Annotated in this window: 17 protein-coding genes; 4 read left to right on the top strand and 13 right to left on the bottom strand. The window is 38.3% G+C overall.

Going from position 1 to position 17990, the window contains the following annotated elements:
• The first annotated feature begins 617 nt into the window (after positions 1 to 617).
• Together CCY97_RS02370 and CCY97_RS02365 are read left to right on the top strand one after the other, a co-directional pair.
• Positions 618 to 1154 carry a hypothetical protein gene (locus tag CCY97_RS02370; protein ID WP_112063890.1) on the top strand — a complete coding sequence of 179 codons (537 nt, stop codon included), beginning with the start codon at positions 618 to 620 and terminating at the stop codon, positions 1152 to 1154.
• A 98-nt stretch (positions 1155 to 1252) separates the two neighbouring features.
• Positions 1253 to 3142 (top strand): menaquinone biosynthesis decarboxylase, encoded by a 1890-nt coding sequence (locus CCY97_RS02365; protein ID WP_112063889.1) that lies wholly within the window; start codon positions 1253 to 1255, stop codon positions 3140 to 3142.
• Here the strand turns inward: CCY97_RS02365 and CCY97_RS02360 are convergent.
• Genes CCY97_RS02360 through traF form a run of 3 tightly spaced genes read right to left on the bottom strand, consistent with a single transcriptional unit; the run spans position 3139 to position 7407 of the window.
• Positions 3139 to 3789, bottom strand: a complete 651-nt coding sequence (locus CCY97_RS02360) for a hypothetical protein (protein ID WP_112063888.1) — start codon at positions 3787 to 3789, stop codon at positions 3139 to 3141. The two genes, CCY97_RS02365 and CCY97_RS02360, sit on opposite strands and share 4 nt — an antisense overlap.
• Positions 3790 to 3791: 2 nt before the next feature.
• A complete protein-coding gene (locus CCY97_RS02355; RefSeq protein WP_112063896.1) occupies positions 3792 to 5522 on the bottom strand; it encodes an AAA domain-containing protein in 1731 nt (576 codons plus the stop codon).
• A gap of 1 nt (position 5523) precedes the next feature.
• Positions 5524 to 7407 (bottom strand): conjugal transfer protein TraF, encoded by a 1884-nt coding sequence (traF, locus tag CCY97_RS02350; protein WP_112063887.1) that lies wholly within the window; start codon positions 7405 to 7407, stop codon positions 5524 to 5526.
• Positions 7408 to 7536: 129 nt separating this feature from the next.
• Here traF and CCY97_RS02345 point away from each other — a divergent pair, with 129 nt between their 5' ends.
• A complete protein-coding gene (locus CCY97_RS02345; protein WP_112063886.1) occupies positions 7537 to 8181 on the top strand; it encodes a tetratricopeptide repeat protein in 645 nt (214 codons plus the stop codon).
• Positions 8182 to 8189: 8 nt separating this feature from the next.
• Here the strand turns inward: CCY97_RS02345 and CCY97_RS02340 are convergent, their stop codons facing one another.
• From CCY97_RS02340 to CCY97_RS02315, 6 genes are all read right to left on the bottom strand, one after another.
• Entirely contained in the window at positions 8190 to 9257 is a 1068-nt protein-coding gene (locus CCY97_RS02340; protein WP_112063885.1) for an ATP-binding protein, read from the bottom strand.
• Positions 9257 to 9565 (bottom strand): rod-binding protein, encoded by a 309-nt coding sequence (locus CCY97_RS02335; protein WP_112063884.1) that lies wholly within the window; start codon positions 9563 to 9565, stop codon positions 9257 to 9259. The genes CCY97_RS02340 and CCY97_RS02335 overlap by 1 nt, the downstream gene beginning before the upstream one ends.
• Complete coding sequence (locus CCY97_RS02330) at positions 9562 to 10581, bottom strand: flagellar basal body P-ring protein FlgI (protein WP_112063883.1); 1020 nt, start codon at positions 10579 to 10581, stop codon at positions 9562 to 9564. Before CCY97_RS02330 ends, CCY97_RS02335 begins: the two co-directional genes overlap by 4 nt.
• A gap of 116 nt (positions 10582 to 10697) precedes the next feature.
• Entirely contained in the window at positions 10698 to 11426 is a 729-nt protein-coding gene (locus tag CCY97_RS02325; protein WP_112063882.1) for an RluA family pseudouridine synthase, read from the bottom strand.
• An 8-nt stretch (positions 11427 to 11434) separates the two neighbouring features.
• Complete coding sequence (locus tag CCY97_RS02320; RefSeq protein ID WP_112063881.1) at positions 11435 to 12415, bottom strand: iron-sulfur cluster assembly scaffold protein; 981 nt, start codon at positions 12413 to 12415, stop codon at positions 11435 to 11437.
• A 21-nt stretch (positions 12416 to 12436) separates the two neighbouring features.
• On the bottom strand, positions 12437 to 13603 hold the full coding sequence (locus CCY97_RS02315) for a NifS family cysteine desulfurase (RefSeq protein ID WP_112063880.1): 1167 nt from the start codon (positions 13601 to 13603) through the stop codon (positions 12437 to 12439).
• Between the two features lie 328 nt (positions 13604 to 13931).
• Between CCY97_RS02315 and CCY97_RS02310 the strand changes: the two genes are divergently transcribed.
• Positions 13932 to 14849 (top strand): hypothetical protein, encoded by a 918-nt coding sequence (locus CCY97_RS02310; RefSeq protein WP_146744490.1) that lies wholly within the window; start codon positions 13932 to 13934, stop codon positions 14847 to 14849.
• A gap of 64 nt (positions 14850 to 14913) precedes the next feature.
• Here CCY97_RS02310 and CCY97_RS02305 read toward each other — a convergent pair whose 3' ends face one another.
• The 4 genes from CCY97_RS02305 to lpxD all read right to left on the bottom strand — a co-directional run bounded on the left by CCY97_RS02305 (position 14914) and on the right by lpxD (position 17933).
• Positions 14914 to 15459, bottom strand: a complete 546-nt coding sequence (locus tag CCY97_RS02305; protein WP_112063878.1) for a YceI family protein — start codon at positions 15457 to 15459, stop codon at positions 14914 to 14916.
• Between the two features lie 80 nt (positions 15460 to 15539).
• Entirely contained in the window at positions 15540 to 15965 is a 426-nt protein-coding gene (locus CCY97_RS02300) for a diacylglycerol kinase (protein WP_112063877.1), read from the bottom strand.
• On the bottom strand, positions 15952 to 16938 hold the full coding sequence (locus CCY97_RS02295; RefSeq protein ID WP_112063876.1) for a hypothetical protein: 987 nt from the start codon (positions 16936 to 16938) through the stop codon (positions 15952 to 15954). The genes CCY97_RS02300 and CCY97_RS02295 overlap by 14 nt, the downstream gene beginning before the upstream one ends.
• Entirely contained in the window at positions 16938 to 17933 is a 996-nt protein-coding gene (gene lpxD / locus CCY97_RS02290; RefSeq protein ID WP_112063875.1) for a UDP-3-O-(3-hydroxymyristoyl)glucosamine N-acyltransferase, read from the bottom strand. The genes CCY97_RS02295 and lpxD overlap by 1 nt, the downstream gene beginning before the upstream one ends.
• Positions 17934 to 17990: the final 57 nt, after the last annotated feature.

The raw sequence follows: 17990 nt of genomic DNA, 5'->3' as shown, positions 1-17990 counted from the left end.
TTTGGATGAAAGGTTTTATATAACATTTAACTACAACACTACCTTTAACTCTAAGCTTACACAGCATACTGGTTATATGAAGTTGAATTTTATGTGGTAGATAGAAGACTAAAGTTATGTGGTAGGTAGAAGACTAAAGTTATGTGGTAGATAGAAGACTAAAGAAATCTAGATCTCTTTAGTCTTTTCTTAATTCTTATTAAACACTTCATTCACAAAACACTCTGGCTCATCAGATTCTAAAGAATCAAAGCAAAATCTTATAACTTCACTAAGCGTGGTAGGAGCTTGTAGGTAATACAGCAAAATCTTGCGACTTCTTCACTAAGCTAGGAGCTACTCCTAGCTTTTGTATTTCTTCTCTCTTCTCTTTTCTCTCTTGAAACAATCCCCTCTAGAAACTAGGTTGGATTCTAAATTGGCTTTGGATACTGAGTATCCAAAGCCAGTAGGATAAATAAACTGAATCTGGATGTCTTTTTTTATACACATGAAAGCAAGTTGATTTTCTGTCTTTGTGTTGCTACAATAGGCGCTTTTGTTTCGCGGATTTCTTTACAAAATTCAGATATTTGGAAAGAAGTTCATTGTGAAATTTTTACTTAAAAGGAGAAATTATGAAAAAAGTGCTTTTGACTTTAGTATTCAGCGTAAGCTCAGTTTTTGGCATCAATCTTGGTCTAGTAGAAGTTAGCCCAGAGTTTGGTGTAGATTTTGGTAAAGCCAGCATCAAAAATGGCTTGAAACAAAATACTGTGTATTCTTCCTATGGACCTAGCAATTATGGCTTTTATGGGAGAGTATGGGTTGGTGCATTCGGGATTGTGCTAGCACCACAAGTCAAATATGATTTTTACAGCAAGAGCAGCGGTCATAGTGGGTTTTCGAATGCACAATATGGTTTGAATCTTGGAACAAACTTTGGGCTTGTCGTTATGCGCCTGACACCTTATCTTGGGGTTAGCCGTTCAAGCTTTAATAAAATCTACAAAGATACCTTTGCTTATAGTGTGGGCCTTAAGGTTACACCTGCTGTTCTTCCTCTTGCTGTGAGCTTGCAATATACTTACCAAAAACCTGAAGTCAAAGGTGTAAGCCCTAAGCACAGCACGACAATGAGCAATATCCAACTTATGATTGGTTTGCATTTCTAAATACAGGTTTCTAAGTGCAAGAACACTTAGAACCCCTAAATCACAGTAAGTCTCTTCCTGCCTTCTTTCTCTAATCAAAGCAAAATTTTGGAGTAAATATGCATACTCACAAGATTGCACATAAACAAAACTTCAAAGAGTTTGGTGATAGCAAAAAATTTCTAGCATTTTTGCAATCCTGCGGTGAATTAAAAATCATTGATGAACCGCTTGATATTTATCTTGAGATTCCACATCTTGCCTACCTTGAAGTGAAAAAAAAATACGGAAAGGCTTTGCTCTTCACCTATCCAATAGACAAAAAAAACAACAGAAGTTTTGATATACCTGTTTTGATGAATGTATTTGGGTCGTTTTCTCGACTTGATTCTATTGTGCAAAGGCCTATTGCAGAGATTACAGAAAGCATCCAGTCTCTATTGAAATTTGCCCCTAAAAAAGACTTAAAATCCAAATTTTTACAGCTCAAAGAACTCTTTGCATTGCGCAAAGTGTTTCCTAAATATCATCGTTTTGGCATGCCACCTTGTCAGGAGAGAATCCAATCTACCCCAGATCTTTATGAGCTTCCAATCCTTACGACTTGGCCTGGAGATATTGCGCCCTTTATCACTATGGGGCAAGTCTATACACAAAGCCTTGATGGGACACAAAAAAATCTGGGCATGTATCGCCTGCAAGTCTATGACAAATCGCATTTAGGCTTGCATTGGCAGATACATAAAGATTCCAATCATTTCTTCCACCAATACAAAAAAGCAGGCAAAAAAATGCCTGTGAGTATAGCTCTTGGTGGTGATCCGCTTTATATTTGGTGTGCCCAAGCTCCGCTTCCACTTGGCATTTATGAATTACTGCTATATGGTTTTTTGCGCGGGAAGAATCCACGTGTGTGCAAATGTCTTACAAATGAGCTTTATATACCTACCGATGTAGATATAGTCATTGAGGGTTTTGTCGATCCGCAAAGGATGGAACTTGAAGGTCCTTTTGGCGATCATACAGGTTTTTATACCTCTCAGGAGCCCTACCCTGTATTGGAAGTGAGTGCAATCACAATGAAAAATTCTCCAATTTTTCCTGCGAGTGTGGTTGGCAAGCCACCTTTAGAGGATAAGTATATGGGCTATTTGACAGAACGTATCTTTTTGCCACTTTTGCAAAGCACCACACATGGCCTACTTGATTATCATATGCCTGAAAATGGCGTTTTTCATAATCTTATTTTTGCCAAAATTGCTCCAGAGTATCCAGCCCATGCTATGCAGCTTATGCATGCTTTTTGGGGGGTAGGACAAATGAGCTTTGTCAAGCATGCTATTTTTGTGGATTGGGATGCGCCAGATTTGCAGGATTATGAAAGCCTAGCACATTACATCCTCAATCGCTTTAGTACTGATAATCTGTTGATTAGCGAGGGGGTTTGTGATGCGCTCGATCATGCAAGTCCGAATTTTGCTGTTGGCGGTAAGCTTGGGGTTTGTGCAATTGGCAAAGAAATCACTCGCTCTAGTCTTATACTGCATTCTGATTCTGAATTGCTCACTCTTGTAGAGCAGAAATTTGGTTTTGTGAAAGATTTGAAGCAATACTGCATAGCAACTATAAATCCTCTGTGTATGCTAGCTGTGCAAAAAAGTGATACTAGTCTGAAGGAATTGATACAAGCGGTGGCTTTGGGTGAATTAGCCAGGGCTTTGCGTATTGTGTTTTTGCTAGATTTTGCAAAAAACGACTTGCACAATCCTTATATGCTCACTTGGCGTATAGTTAATAGCATTGATGCTAAGCGAGATATTTGGGTGCAAGAGAATGTCGTGTTTGTCGATGCAAGCGATAAAGCAGCTATGGATAATCACTACAGACAATGGCCTAAAGAGACTGATTGCTCGCCTGAAGTGATACAAAAGCTGCGTGAGTTAGGTTTGCTAGAAGATATACACGATGGGTTTTTGAAATTTTTCCAAATAGAATCCAGTTCGCGCTAGGCAGAACTTTGAGGATTCTTGACTATGATTTTTTCTATTCTATAGATTCCCAGTGCTACCAGGATCTGTGCAAGCAACATAACTGCTAGCATCATAAAAGCAAATGAGTTGAAAACAACATAATAACTTGCATACAGGCTTACCCCACTTTGCTCTATACTGACGGCTTTGGTGCTTTCATTAGTGATAATGAGCGCTAAAATCCCCACAAGCCCTCCCATATAGAGCTTGAATGCAGTGATGAACTCTTTGCGGCCTGTGAGTGCGCTCATCTCAAATGCAATGCAATACGCCCAATACACACAGACAATTGCCACAATGACAAATCCACCTATGGCAAATAGCAAACTATGGAAAGGGTTATCTAGTGCTAACAATAAGACAAATCCACTGCTTAGCACATAGGCAAAAACAGCCAAAAAAATAAAGCAGCAATATTTAAAGACAAAGGTTTGTGCCAGTTTGCTAAATCTGTACAAGCCAACTAGCCCCATAATCACGCAAGCAAGTAATCCAATTGCGCCAAGTAAGCTAAACGCACTCACAAAAGAGCAGATAATATAAGCTAGGGTAGAGAAAAACATCAGGTTTTTAGTATTTTTGAGAGTTTGGTTTTCTAATGTTATTTCTATGGTGTCTTTTTGCATGTTTATCCTTGGAAGTGTGATTGTAGCTTGTTTGGTGATGAAAGGCCGGGGAGGTTAATTTTTGTGGATTGGAGCAAAAGATCGCGCAAGAATTGGTTTTGTTGCGCAAGCCAAAAGGCCAAATCACAAACAACAAATAAGCGTTTTTTGGTACGACTTATGGCTACATTTAAGCCAAAAAGTGCGTTTTGTTGGCGGGAATCTGTGAGATAGTAATTAAGACTTACAGGGGAAAAAATCACATTCTCCCATTCCCTTCCTTGCGAACCATGTATTGTCAAAACTTCTATGGAGCTAAGTTGTTGTTGCAATTCTTTGCGTTGTTTGACAAAGGGAGTGATTATGGCTAGAGAATCTGTGATGTTATTTGTATTTTGCGGAGATTTGAGTGAATCCAAGAAGTTACTTCTTGATAAATATCCATACAGGATTTTTATAGTGCGTATCTCATTTTCACTTATATTATTATCAGCTTCTTTCTTGCATCCGCTGTCAATGCAATAGATCTCCATCATCTCATCTTGACCGCGCAAACCCATTTGGTATATATAAGAATCTAAAAGCTTGGCGAGATTGTCTCCATAGCGATGGGTAAAGCAGAGTTTAGCAACACAAGAGAGTTCGGGGGTATGGCTTGGTGTCTTTTCTTGTAATTTCGTGAAATCTGATGCTTTGAAAAACTCCTCTATAAAAAGCGCGGAGAGATTCCATAGATTGACTTCAGGACGATTTTTTAGCTCTTTTTGTGGCATTTCACAGATTGGCATGAGTTGCTTATGGTCTCCAAAAAGCGTGATAGGAGATCCTCCTATGAGAATAGAGCAAGCTTTAGCAAGTGCAGTAAATGCACATTCATCCAAGAAAAAATGCGCAAACTTTATTTCCAAACTATCATAGCGTTTGATAAATCCATCGAGTGTCATCCCAATAATCAGGGCATTTTTTAAACGCTCTTTGGAACTTATGGGTTGAGAGAATAAAGAGATTTGGTTTTGCTTGAGGATATTTGTATCACAGCATTCAGGATAAAGTGAGAGAAATCTCTGTGTAGGTATGCCAAGACGCAAAAGATTGCTAAGCTCAAAATCCATTTTTTTGAAGTGTTCTAAGAGAGTGATAAAAATCTGCTCTAGTGCTGAGTTTGTAGGTGCTATAACGCATACGCGTTTGTTCATCTGGGCATAAGCATATAGGGCTTCAAAGAGGACAACCTGTGTTTTCCCGCTACCAGGTGGCCCCCAGATATAGCTTAGTGGTTTTGAAAATACGAGTTTAAGCGCTTCTTTTTGGTGGTCGCTAAGATAGTGTGGAATATCTTTGATTACAAGTGGTTGCGCATTAGGCAATACAAGAGAATCTCGGTGTTTCTCATAAAACTCCCAAACATTCTTCACCAAAAATTTTAAGTCACTAAAAAGTCTTAGTGTGCTGTTTTTTAGATGATTGTGCAAATCTTCTGATAGCTCAGAATCTAGAGTGATACTCAGTTGTGATAATTCCTCGTTGTATTCTAAGCTTGTGTTTAATTCATAAGTCTTTGATTTTCCATCTACTGTAACCTCTAGCATGAGGATTTCTTGAGAAAAAAGTCGCTTGCCAAGCTGCAAAATGAGTATTTGCTCTTTGAGCACAACGCGTAAAATTCTGATTTCATCAAGTCCCAGATTAGAATCCAAAAGATATTGGTAGTAACTTTTTGCAGAATCTATTAAAGCTTGAGCGTGTATATTCACTTTACCAGCTAAATTGCCCACCAACTTTTAATGCCATATAACTAGAAACAGGAAAACCATAGAGTTTCACGACATTTCCCAATCCATACTGGAGTGCTATATCCAAAAATCCAAGTAGGTTGAAACCACCTGTGAGTATGACGCCATTATCCGCAATTTCAAGATCTTTCATGGCACCAACTCGAAAATCTATATATTTGAGGTTGATGAGAATACCGCCACCTAGCATTTGGGATTGGGGATTTACTGTGCTGAGTGTGTCATTTGGCAAAAGATCGTAGTCTAAAGCAATTGTGAGAGATTTTGACAATTCATAGCTTATACCTGTCCGGAGCTGGCGGTTTAGCTCTATACTATTCTTATTTGTTTTGATAACTGGGGTATTGAGATTTTTGATAACCAACCCAAGATTGAATCTTTTTGCAAAAATAGGCGTGTAGAGAATCCCCAAATCCACTCCAAAAGTTTGTGTAGAGATAATATCATCGATTTTTGGCATTGTTATTTGGGACTTCGCGTAGTTGATTTCTTCTTTGAAGGTATAGCCAAAGGCTCGGATAAACTTGAAATTCAATCCCGCGCTAATATCACCAACATTTGTGAAAAAAGTATGCCCATAGCCTACTGGTATCTCTATAAGTGCTAGGGCTGTGGCATTGAGTTCATGTTTGGCATTCGGACTTAAGACAGAGTGGTTGAGAAATGTGTCTTTGCCTACTTGATTTTGTTGTGGTGGTTGTTGATTTGGAGTGCCTATGAAGCTTAAGGTGATGTTATCAGCGTTTATCTTTGCTTCTATGAAATTACACTGGTCATAACTGCTTGAATCTTTCATATCACATCCCACTCCTATAATCAAGCGATTGTGGGTCTTACTTATATTTGCTGAAGCGCCTGCAAAAGCTTGAGCGAAAACACCCACAGCTATAGCACCGCGCCCATTGTCAGGATCTCGTAGGGTTATGGCACCTATATTATCAACTTCTATTCTCTTAGTGGGTTCTCTGCCTCCTATTTGGAACACGATGCCATTTTGGCTTGTAAGCATGAGGTCATTTTTTTGTATCGTCTTATTGAGGGCATTGAAGGCATTGATGATGTTATCTATATCAGGATCTGCGCCTTTTGCTAGTACGATACCACTCTCCCCTGCTATTTTGAGAATCTCTTGTGTGAGTTTTGCTGGATCTGTATTGCCATCTGCCACTCCTGCTACAAGACCTACCAAGGCTTTAGGATCGGTATTTTTGATGATACTAGAGATAAGCGGATTGCCTACTGAATCTGCTGCTGTAGTGAGCTTTTGTTGGAATTTATTAAGTGCATCGGAATCTTGCTGGAGGTTTTTTACCACCTCGCTTACACTTGCGTTGTTATTGTCACAATTCTGACATCCTAGATCTTGTTTTACCCAATTTTTGAGATCATTATCTGTGATGGTGCCATTGTTGTTTTTGATTCCCATTTGTGTGAATATATCTCCTAGACTTCCTAGACTTCCCACATTGATATTTGCATTTAACACAGCTTTTGTGAGACCCTTTGTATCTTTACCCATCAGTTTGTTTCCAAGTATTTCTGAAGAGTTTGCCAATGTCTTGAAATCCAAAGTCGCCACTTCCAATATATTCGTCTCTTGGAATTGTGCACCAAAGCTATATGCTATTTTAGAGCGTCTGTCAGCACCTAGGAGTGCGGGATTGTAATACACCGCCCAAGCAGAGTTTTTGAGTGCTACACCAGCATTTCCAATACTCGCAGACACCTGACCCATAGAACCAAATTCAAGCGCATGCATTATGGATAAAAAGCACACTAGGAGTATTGTTGGTATTTTGTATTTATAAAGTTCGCGTGTGGGTTTTTTTGAATCTCTTGTTTCCATTTGGAATCCCTACTTGATCATTCTTATTAATTATCCATTTATGGTATGCACCCAATTGTAGCTAAAGCTTATAAAAAATTCGTTTAATGGCGATTTTGAGATGGACTAAGCAATATGGAGGAGCAATAAATGCAAAGGTTTTTGGTGTATTTTATTTTATGTCATGTTTTTGGGAGTTTAGGTGCGATTGATACAAAGGCAATGCAGCATTTAATCAAAGGCAATATCAAACAGGCTTTATATTTGTTTAACAAATCTTGTGAAAGCGGGGATTATGCTGCGTGCTATGAACTTGGGGTTTTGTATAGCAAAGGAGAGAAAGTACAAAAAGACCACCACAAAAGTATGAATTACTACGAAAATGCTTGCAATGGCGGGATATTTAGTGCATGCAATAATCTAGGAGTGATGTTTTCTGAAGGAACTGGCGTGAGGCAAGATTATCTGAGAAGTCTGGAATTGTATGACAAAGCATGCCACAACGGCAACGCAGATGCATGCAATAATCTAGGCGTGATGTTTGAGAATGGCTATGTTAGTGAAAAAAGAGATTATGTCCAAGCTGGGCTTTATTACACAGATGCGTGTATGGGTAAAAGCGCTAAAGGTTGTTACAATTTAGGATTTCTCGTGTTTCATGGTAAAGGCACTAAAAGAGATATGGAAGTTGGGATGGAATATTTTGGGCTTTCTTGTGACTTTGGATTCCAAGAGGGATGTAATAGATATAAGGAACTCACGTTGAAACAACTTGCTTTGAGCAGATACAGATAGGTTATCTGTCATTGTGGAATCTTGATCACAAAAACCTTTTTGTTCTTATGTTCTTCCAGCTCTATCTTGCCATTGTGGGCTTGTATAATTTGTTTGCTGAGTGCTAGCCCTAGGCCATTGCCTTTGAGCTTGGTAGTCTTGAATGCTTCAAAAAGTATGGTTTTATCCTCGATATGTTTGCCATTATCACTTATAGAAAATATGCTCTCCTTTTGCTTTTGGCAAAAACCAATTTCTATCACCCCAGATTCTTTGTCATTCTCTTCGATAGCATCAATGGCATTAAAGACAAAGTTTTGTAGCACAATACTAAAGAGATCAAAATCAAGCATCACCTCATGCTCGCTATCAAAACTCGGACTAAAAATAAAATCGATATTCTTAAGGTAAGTGTAATAAGAGATACAAGTCTCAAGCTCATCTTTAAACATCTTGAGTTTCACTTTCTTTAAGATGGTGTTCATACCTTTTGAAAAGAGCAAGGTAGCATTGATAAGCCGCTCGATTCTCCAAATGGACTTTTTTATTTCGATAGCAATATTTTGGGTCTGCAGCTCGTTGCTTTTGAGTAAGCTTGATGTAAGTAGGGATATAGAACCTACGGGATTGCGGATTTCGTGCGCTAGATGTGCTGATACTTGTCCCATAGAGGCTAGACGTTCTTGACGCTTTTGCTTTGTTATATCTGTGGCAGTAACGATGATTTTGTCTTTGAGATAATTGATTTTGAAGAGATAGGCATTGTCCTTATATTCCAATTCGCTTTCATATGATTGCCCTATCTTGACATCTGCTACAAACAGCCTTGATTTTATGATGCTAAATACTCCAGCGAATTCATGGGTTTTGCTATTTTGATAGAAGATTTCACCCTCAGATTCTAAGACCCAAACAGCCTGAGGCAGAATCTCGATGAATTTATGGTAGAACTCTTTGAGTTCATGAAAGTCAAATTCAAGCTTATAGCTAATATTAATAATCTCAGTAAGAGAATCCATAACCTTTTGCTTATCTTGGGAATCCAAGTTTTTGATAAGCTTTTTATTAATAAGGCTGTCGCTGGGATTTTCTAGCATTATAAGTTTTTAAGATAGTTATAGAGCAGGTCTGAATACCCAAATGAGCCGCTAAGATTGTCTGCGAGATTTTCAAGATACATAGAGTGGTAAATATCGCTACCGGGTTGTTTGGGATAGAGGGGATTGTCATTTTTTATAGTGTCTTTTAGCATAAGCTGCAAGATAATAGCTTCAAAATTATCAGTTTGCTCTTTTAAGGCTTTGTCATCTTTTTTTGCCTGCTGTAATGGAGTTTGTGTGTCTTGTAAATTTTCTATTTTATTATGCGTAGCTTGGTATATCGCAATTGCATTGTTTATTGTCATATGACCTCGATTTCTGCTGTGATTGCACCGCTACGTTTCATGCTTTCTAGAATCGAAACGATGTTTTTTGGACTCGCTCCCATTTTTTGCAATGCACGGACGACATTTGCAAGGGTTGGCTTTTTGCCATTAGTTGAAAGTGTATTATGTGTGCGTGAGACACTTATACCATCGCCTAGATTGAGAGCTTCTGGGTCTTCTTGTATATCTTCAGATATTTTGAGTGTGAGTTCGCCATGTGTAAGGATGATAGGCTCAATTGTAATTCCAAGTCCTGCGATAATTGTCCCGCTCTTCTCATCTATTATTACGCGTTGCTTTTGGAGATAGTCTATTTCTACATTCTCTACAAGTGCTAAAAACTCCACCATACTCATATTTTCTGGTTTCTTGAGCTTGATAGTTCGAGAATCTAGCGCATTTGCTACATTAGCATTGAAACTGTCATTAAGGGCTTTTTGGATTTTTACTGCACTTTGTAGGTCGGATTTTTTGAGGCTTAATGTGATGTTTTCAAGTTGTGAGATTCCATAATTTATTTCTTTCTCAATCGTTGCACCATTACTCAACGTGCCAGAGAGTGTATTTTCACTTCCACCAAGTGTAATAGGTCCTTGTGCAAGCGCATAGATATTGCCATCAACTGCACTAAGCGGCGTTAGTACAAGCGTACCGCCACTTATGGATTTTGCATCACCTATTGAGGATACTTGTATATCAATCTTATCGCCCTGTCTTGCAAAAGGAGGCATGCTCGCTGTTACCATCACGGCAGCGACATTTTTAGATTTGATATCACTTGCTGAAAGCTTGACATTCATCGTCTCTAGCATATTTGCCATACTTTGCGCGGTAAATTTTGATCCATTTTTGTCTCCTGTGCCTTTAAGTCCGATTACTAGACCATAACCCACAAGAGAGTTTTCTCGGATTCCTACGATTTGTGCTAATTCAGATATTTTCTGTGCATAAGCATTAAGTGACAATACAAACAAACAAACAAAAAGCAATTTCATACAAGTTTCCTTGAGAAAGGATTTGTTGAGATAGTTAGCCTCTAGGCGATATTTAAAGCAAAAGATATTCCTGCATTAGATTGGAGAGGAGGTATTGCTGGGACAAGTCAATGGGGTTATTGCAATTCTAATTCTTGTGGCGGCTGGGAGATAATCGTATATCCTAGTAGTTTTATGCAGCGTGCATGCAACATCAAACGTTTTGCATTCGCGCCGCCATAGATTGTATCTCCTATAATTGGGTGGTTTATGTGGCTAAGATGCACACGTATTTGGTGCGTTTTGCCTGTGGTAATGATGATTTTTAAGAGGCTTTTTTTGCCACTTACAGCTAAAGGCTCGATATAAGTAGATGCCCTCTTACCATTTTTATCAATGCGGGATTTTGCAAAACCATATTTTTTGCTTGTAGAGATGGGTTTATCAATTTGCATGGATTCTGCGACAATCCCACTGACCAATGCACGGTATTCTTTATAAACTTCTCGTTTTTTGAATGCTTCTTTTGCAAGATGAGAAAATTCACTATTTTCCCTTGCAAGTAGAATCACCCCACTTGTCTCTCTATCAAGTCTATGGAGTAAAACAAATCCTTTGTAGAATTTTTCAAGCTCATAGGATTCTGTAAATGGAGGTTTGTGTAGCGCTAATAAATCTTTGTCTTGAAGCAAAATTTTGGGTTTTGTGATTTCTTGGATTTCAAAGTGAGAATCTAAAGGGACCAGTGTGCGAGCAAGCTTGATACGGATACCATTGACGCGCACAAGTCCTTTGTCTATAAGGTCTTTTGCGAGATTATGCGAGAAATTTTTTGTCTTAGCGAGAATCTTGTAGGCTTTGTCCATTTGTATTTTTAGATTGGAAAGACACGGATACTTGAATCGAGATTTTCTTGCAGAACACTTTCGATTGCAAAGAGTGTGCCAGTAGCTGCACTAGAGCAACCATCACAAGCCCCCATATAACGAATATAAACATCTACATGCCCATCACTGCTATCTTTGATATCTAGAATCTCCATATTCCCACCATCCATCATTAGCATTGGTCGTACCTTTTCATCAATGACAGAATCTACAATCTTGATTTTTTGCACCAATGTCATTTCTTTGAATGCAAGTGTGCCTTGCGCGCTCTTTTGGGCATTGTCTTTGAGCTTTTGTTCTTCCATCTCAGAGCGGACTTCTGAGAGAATATCCACAAGATAATATTCGCGCTTTTCATGCCCACCTGGTCTTATACAGCTTTTACAAAATCCACCGGCTTTTGTGTATTGTGTGATCTCCTCAGTGGTTTTCAGATCATTGAGTTTGATAACTTCTTTGATCGTCCCTAGACTTACTCGTGCGCATTCACACACGATAATCTCGTGTTCAAAATCCTCTGGATTCTTTCCTAGGTATTGTGCCGCGGCTTGTTTGATCACATCATACGCCATCACAGAGCAGTGCATTTTTTGCCCGGGTACAGCAGGTGTGTCAGGATCATCACGTAGCGCATGTTCAACATCAAGATTTGTAATTTTCACAGCATCTTGTACTCTTTTGCCAAGACAAAGTTCTACCATCATATCCGAACTTGCAATAGCCGTCCCACAACCAAAACTTTTAAACTTTGCATCGATTATTACATCATTTGAATCCACAAGCCAATATAACCGCACAGCATCACCGCAAGATTCTGCGCCATAATCAGCGACTACCAATTTTGCATTTCTTGCTTGCGCATCTTTTTGGGTTAGGACACCAAGATGCGTTGGATTATCCATTCTCTCGCTTACTTTTTTTGAATACGCATCCCAAAGCGCGCCACCTAATAAATCATTTTTTGCCATCATCTTTCCTTTTTTGTATCGTTACTCTGCGTATGAGCTAGAGATTTCTCTCAAACGTTTTACGGCTTTTTTGAATACTTCTATCATCGTATCTATTTCTTCTTGTGTTGTAAATCTGCTCAGTGAGATTCTAATCGCAGTATGCGCAAGCTCTTTATCTGCACCTATTGCTACCATCACAGGATTTGCTTCTAAGTCCTCGCTAGCACATGCACTGCCGGTTGAGCAAGCAATCCCAGCTTTGTTGAGATCCCATAGCATTGCTTCGCCTTCAATCCCACGAACACTTATAAGCGTAGTATTTGGCACACGATTTTCTCTGCTGCCTATCACAAACACATCTTTGATTGCTAAGAGTTCATTTTCTAGATAGTCTCGCATCCTGCGAACTTCTTTTCCCTCAAACTCCAAACTTTCTACAGCAAGTCTCATTGCTTCACCCATACCAATGATATAGGGGACATTAAGCGTACCACTTCGTCTGCCGCGCATATGCTCCCCTCCATGTAATAAAGGAGTGAGAGCAACATCTTTGCGGACATAAAGCGCACCTATGCCCTTTGGTCCATGGAACTTATGTGCGCTAAAGCTCAAAAAATCTACATTTGCAAGTTTGACATCTACAGGGATTTTGCCAATCGCTTGCACAGCATCTGTATGGAAAAGCACACCTTTTTGCTTGCAAAGCACGCCAATTTCTTCAATAGGGAAAATCAAACCCGTCTCATTATTGGCCCACATAATGCTTACAAGTGCAGTTTTATCTGTGATAGCTTCTGCGACTTGATCTACTGAGATATTGCCATTTGCATTGATAGGCAAGCGAGTGATCTTGACACCCAAAGATTCTAAAAAATTGCAAGTTGAGCCAATAGCTGGATGCTCTACTTCTGTGGTGATGATATGATCTTTCTCTCCGTTGTGGATGAGGTCAAAATAGATTCCTTTTAACACCCAATTATTAGATTCTGTAGCACAGCTTGTAATGACAATATCATCTTCATCACTTGCATTGATCCCTCTGTAAAGTTTATCGATAGCCTCTGTTATCGCTTGATGAGTGGTAGTACCATATTTATGTAGAGAATTTGGATTTCCATAGTATTCACAAAAATAGGGATCCATAAGCTCCCTTACTTTAGGATCAACCATAGTGGTTGCATTATTATCCAAATAGATTCCTTTCATCTTTTCTCCTAGCCTTAAATATTTGTTTTGTATATTAATTGGTTTATTTCAAAGTACCCATTTTGAAGCGAGCCGGATTTTACACAATGTTTATTAATTTATTTCTATATTGTAAATCTGTGTAGAAATCTCGTAATTTTTCTGACTGGTTGGGAAATGCCAAGAAAAAAATAATGAGAAATTGTGAGCAAATAACTGTGTAATTTTTAGAAAATCAATTGAGTAAAATTAACAGATTTTTTAGGTTTTTACAAAGGATTTAGCATCTTATGAATAAGAAACATTACTTGAATAGAGTAGGAAAACCAATTCTTTTTGGTGATTTGTTGTGAGGAGGTTCTTAGTCTATCTTGTGTTTTTATGTGGTGTTTTGTATACAGATGAAGTGATGTTTAAAGAGCAAAAAATCGGATGGCAGATCGAACTCAAACGGATTTCTCTTAATTTCTCCTCTACGACCTTGCGGAATCAAGATCTCTATAACATATCGGCAGATACGCGTTTGCGAGGGGATTCTCAAGTAGTAGCACAAGGATATTTTCATCTTAGTATGGATTATTACACAAGGAATTTTGTGATTTTTAATACGCTCTTGGCTGAATATGGACGCACAATCATCTTTCCCAAGAATGCTCCGAGTGTAGATAACAAGACGCTTGATAGGATTATTCTAAGCTCAGATTACACACAAAGACTTTGGGAGATTGATGGATTTTTGGGGTTATCTGGTTGGTATTTTGAGTTGGGACCTTACAGCAAGATTGCTTACCAGAGCGAATTTGTTGCATCAAGTGCTTTGGGCAAACGCCAGATTGGGCGTGCAAACTTTGGAATCAAGCTTTTTAGTGGAGTTGTGTTAAAAGACTTTGCACTCACGCTTTTTACCGAGAAAGATTTCAATCCAAAAATTGGAGTACAAAGCTTGGGATTGGAATTTGGCTTTGCACTTGAAAAACACTTCCAAAACGGTGGAAAGTTTTACTATATGACTAATGTACGTGATTATGTGTTCAATACCACCTCAAGTACATATAATCCAAAATATTTTTTAGAACTTGAGATGCGCTACGAATTGAGCGTGTATAAGAATCTTAACATCGCACCATTCCTTAAAGTCTACACTCTGAAGGGAAGACATTTTGATAGAAGTGGAAGCAATGTAGTCATTGGCATGGTTTTCTCTTTTGGCAAACTTTTACGGGAGGCACCTTTTGAGATTGTAGAAAAGAAACAAGATGGTTTTTAGAGAAATGGGCTGAAATTTTTGTAAATAAAAGAGAGAGCTTGTGCTAGCGAGTTAGCACAAGAGGTTATTTAGAAGTTGCTTCAATATTGATGTTGATATTGACTTTTTCACTCACGCTTGAATCTCCTGTATTTTCACCGACCTTAAAATCTTTGCGGTTGATTACACCTTGAAGAGAGAGGGATATGAGATCTTTGCCTGTTTTTGGGTGTTTGACTGGACCACCCATTTCAAAATCAAAAGAGACATTTTTTGTGATACCGCGTATCGTTAAATCCGCATAAAGCTTCTTTTTTGTAGCTTTTGTCATTTTGAGAGTGGCTGTTGGAAAGTTTGATGAATCAAAAAAATCTGGTGCATTAAGGTGTTTATCTCTGCTGTCATTGTTTGTATTAATCTCAGTAATACTTACTTCTCCTTCTAATTTTTTTAAATTCTTGCCATCAAGCTCAATTTCTCCATTAAACTTTTTAAAATCACCCTTAACCTTGCTTAACATGAGATGTTTTACTTCAAAGCCTACTGAAGAATGTGTTGTATCTACTTCAAAAGTTGCAGCACTCAAACCTCCTGCTAACGCAAAAGCCGCTATAAATGAAAAAATTCTCATTTTTCCTCCTTAAAAATCTAATATTCATACCTCTTATTAAGAGCAAGCCGCGATTATAGATTTGCAAAATAAACAGCCAGTCAATCCAAGAATCTTTCCATAAGGTACCATGCCCATACGACTATCCAGAATATAAGTGCCACAAGTTGCAATGCACTACCCATGTCTTTGGCTTTCTTGGCTAGTGGATGCGTTTTTGTGCTAGTAAAATCAATAGCATTTTCAATGGCAGAATTTATCAGCTCAGAGCCAAGAGCTAAAAAACAAGGAAGTAAGAGTAAAACCCCCTCATTCCAATCCTTTGCAAGATAAATGCCAAGTGGAGTAAAAACACAAAATAAAATTACAATTTGTCTAAAGGCAGTTTCATCATTCCACGCTGCCTTAAATCCATCAAGCGAGTAAAAAAAAGCTTGGATAATGCGCTTGAAACCTTTCTTTCCTTTTTGACTGTTTCTTAAGGGTGGTTGCTCTTGGGAATCTATAGGGTATTTAAGGTTTTGCATTCTGGTGTGTATGGAACGAGTAATTTTTGGCAATCCATTCTTGGGTAACTGTTTGTTCTATGTCTGGTAGCAAAATAGGATCTACTTGTGTTTTTGTACTTACAATAAGCTCTAGACTATGTGAAGTTCCATTAAGTACATCCATCAAGTTATTGAAAAATTTCACAAGATTCCTATCAAGCTCTTTGATCTCTTCATCTGTTTGTTTTTGTTCGTCCTTTTCTAGCATATTGATAAACATCATACTCATAAAGGTAAGCATACTAAGATTTTGTGTATTTCCCTCTTCTCCTACAGCCTTTAAAATCGCTCTTTGCAAATTATCGGCTTTAAGAGAACTCGCAAAAGAATCCAATCTTATCCCAAGTTTTTTTAAACTTTCTGCATCGTTGTTTTTAAACAAGAAAAAAGCATCTTTGAGAGTTTTGTTAAAAAACTCTTCATGAAAGAATGTGATTCCAAGTTTTGTATCTTGATTGTATGCAAATTCTTCATTTGTAGTTTGGCAAGCAAGTTCGCTTGAAAGTTCTTGGGAGCTCTTTTTGAGTGTGAAGGTATTCTCACATTGTGCGTCAAAAGTTATCCCAGTACTTTTGATAAGTGTTTGGATATTGATATTTGCTTTTGTATCATGCCCACTAAGATGAATCCTAATGTTTTCTAAGCTACCTTGTTCTTGGGTGTTTACAAAAGTGTTTATATCATCATCGGATTGGACATCATTGAGGGTATCTTTGAAGCCAAATCTGATGCTCTTTCCTTCGCAGGTAATACTGCTCATGCCAAAACAGTGGAAGGGTTCAAAATCAATGATTGCAGAATCTTGGTTTTGGGCACTCTCTTGCAAGAACACATTAAGCTCTTGTTCTATTTGTGTGCTAAGACGATGCGATATTACTCGTAGTGCAATCACAAGCACTATTACAGCCACTATTCCAAATCCAATGATTCCATATACAAGTTTTTTATTCATTATCGTTCCTTGAGTTTTTGTTTTAAGAATCTCCGTAGATTGACATAGAATTTCATCCACTCTTCGAGTTCCATAAGTGGATGTCCTCCCCATTTAGTATTTGCTGGGAGATTCTTACCTACGGCTCCACGTCCAGCCACTTGGACGAAATCCCCAATATTGATATGCCCTCCTGTTCCAGACTGCCCACCCATAATAACACTACGTCCTAATATACTAGAGCCAGCAAGTCCAGTCTGGGCAACTAGAATACTATTCTCTCCTACCCTACAATTATGTGCTACTTGCACAAGATTATCAATGATTGCTCCTTGTGCTACAAGTGTCTCTCCAAATACAGCGCGATCAATTGTGCTGTTAGCTCCAATCTCTACATCATTCTCTATTATGACCCGGCCATTGTGCTCGATTTTGATATGTCTGCCATCTTTTGTCTGTGCATATCCAAAGCCATCACTTCCTATGATGCTTCCTGCATGGATTCTTACATTATCCCCGATTTTTGTATCACGATAGATCACAACATTCGGATAAATTTTGCAATTCTCGCCAATGCTTACATTATCGCTTATGCATACACCAGGCATTATATGGGTGTTATCCCCGATATTGACATTGCTCCCTATAAATACATTGTGTGCGATTGTCACTGCAGGATTTGGAAAATCTAGCCCAAAATTATGTTTGGGATTAGCAAATTCTGGTTTAGCAAAAAGATGTGTAAGATAGGCAAAAGCAAGATAAGGATTTTCTACTTCTAAGATTTGTGTGTGTGTTGGAACATATTTGGCAAATTTTGCATTCACAAGCACAGCACCAGCATTAGTACGCGTAAGATCTAATAAATACTTATCTTTATTCACATAGCTTATGTCTGATTTGTCTGCGCTATCTAATGGAGCTATCTCCTTTATTATGAAATCTTCATTTTTGTGGGAATGACGGACTGTGAGTTGGTTGGATTCTAGAAACTTTATGACTTCCGTGAGATTCATAAACCTGCCTTAAAAACTAAAATCAAAAAATTTTGGTTGATTGTTTTGCATTCTCAA

Source organism: Helicobacter sp. 10-6591 (genome assembly GCF_003288805.1).
In the GTDB taxonomy this organism is placed as follows: domain Bacteria; phylum Campylobacterota; class Campylobacteria; order Campylobacterales; family Helicobacteraceae; genus Helicobacter_F.
The sequence above is the reverse complement of the archived record's forward strand: the minus strand, read 5'-3'. Positions and strand labels throughout refer to the sequence as shown.

Excerpts from the sequence above, each read along its gene's own strand:
- CCY97_RS02295 (WP_112063876.1), bottom strand. The coding sequence starts at position 16,938 with ATGAATAAAAAACTTGTATATGGAATCATTGGATTTGGAATAGTGGCT.
- CCY97_RS02360 (WP_112063888.1), bottom strand. The coding sequence starts at position 3,789 with ATGCAAAAAGACACCATAGAAATAACATTAGAAAACCAAACTCTCAAA.
- CCY97_RS02340 (WP_112063885.1), bottom strand. The coding sequence starts at position 9,257 with ATGCTAGAAAATCCCAGCGACAGCCTTATTAATAAAAAGCTTATCAAA.
- CCY97_RS02300 (WP_112063877.1), bottom strand. The coding sequence starts at position 15,965 with ATGCAAAACCTTAAATACCCTATAGATTCCCAAGAGCAACCACCCTTA.
- traF (WP_112063887.1), bottom strand. The coding sequence starts at position 7,407 with ATGGAAACAAGAGATTCAAAAAAACCCACACGCGAACTTTATAAATAC.
- CCY97_RS02345 (WP_112063886.1), top strand. The coding sequence starts at position 7,537 with ATGCAAAGGTTTTTGGTGTATTTTATTTTATGTCATGTTTTTGGGAGT.
- CCY97_RS02365 (WP_112063889.1), top strand. The coding sequence starts at position 1,253 with ATGCATACTCACAAGATTGCACATAAACAAAACTTCAAAGAGTTTGGT.
- CCY97_RS02335 (WP_112063884.1), bottom strand. The coding sequence starts at position 9,565 with ATGACAATAAACAATGCAATTGCGATATACCAAGCTACGCATAATAAA.
- CCY97_RS02305 (WP_112063878.1), bottom strand. The coding sequence starts at position 15,459 with ATGAGAATTTTTTCATTTATAGCGGCTTTTGCGTTAGCAGGAGGTTTG.
- lpxD (WP_112063875.1), bottom strand. The coding sequence starts at position 17,933 with ATGAATCTCACGGAAGTCATAAAGTTTCTAGAATCCAACCAACTCACA.
- CCY97_RS02320 (WP_112063881.1), bottom strand. The coding sequence starts at position 12,415 with ATGGCAAAAAATGATTTATTAGGTGGCGCGCTTTGGGATGCGTATTCA.
- CCY97_RS02325 (WP_112063882.1), bottom strand. The coding sequence starts at position 11,426 with ATGGACAAAGCCTACAAGATTCTCGCTAAGACAAAAAATTTCTCGCAT.
- CCY97_RS02370 (WP_112063890.1), top strand. The coding sequence starts at position 618 with ATGAAAAAAGTGCTTTTGACTTTAGTATTCAGCGTAAGCTCAGTTTTT.
- CCY97_RS02330 (WP_112063883.1), bottom strand. The coding sequence starts at position 10,581 with ATGAAATTGCTTTTTGTTTGTTTGTTTGTATTGTCACTTAATGCTTAT.
- CCY97_RS02315 (WP_112063880.1), bottom strand. The coding sequence starts at position 13,603 with ATGAAAGGAATCTATTTGGATAATAATGCAACCACTATGGTTGATCCT.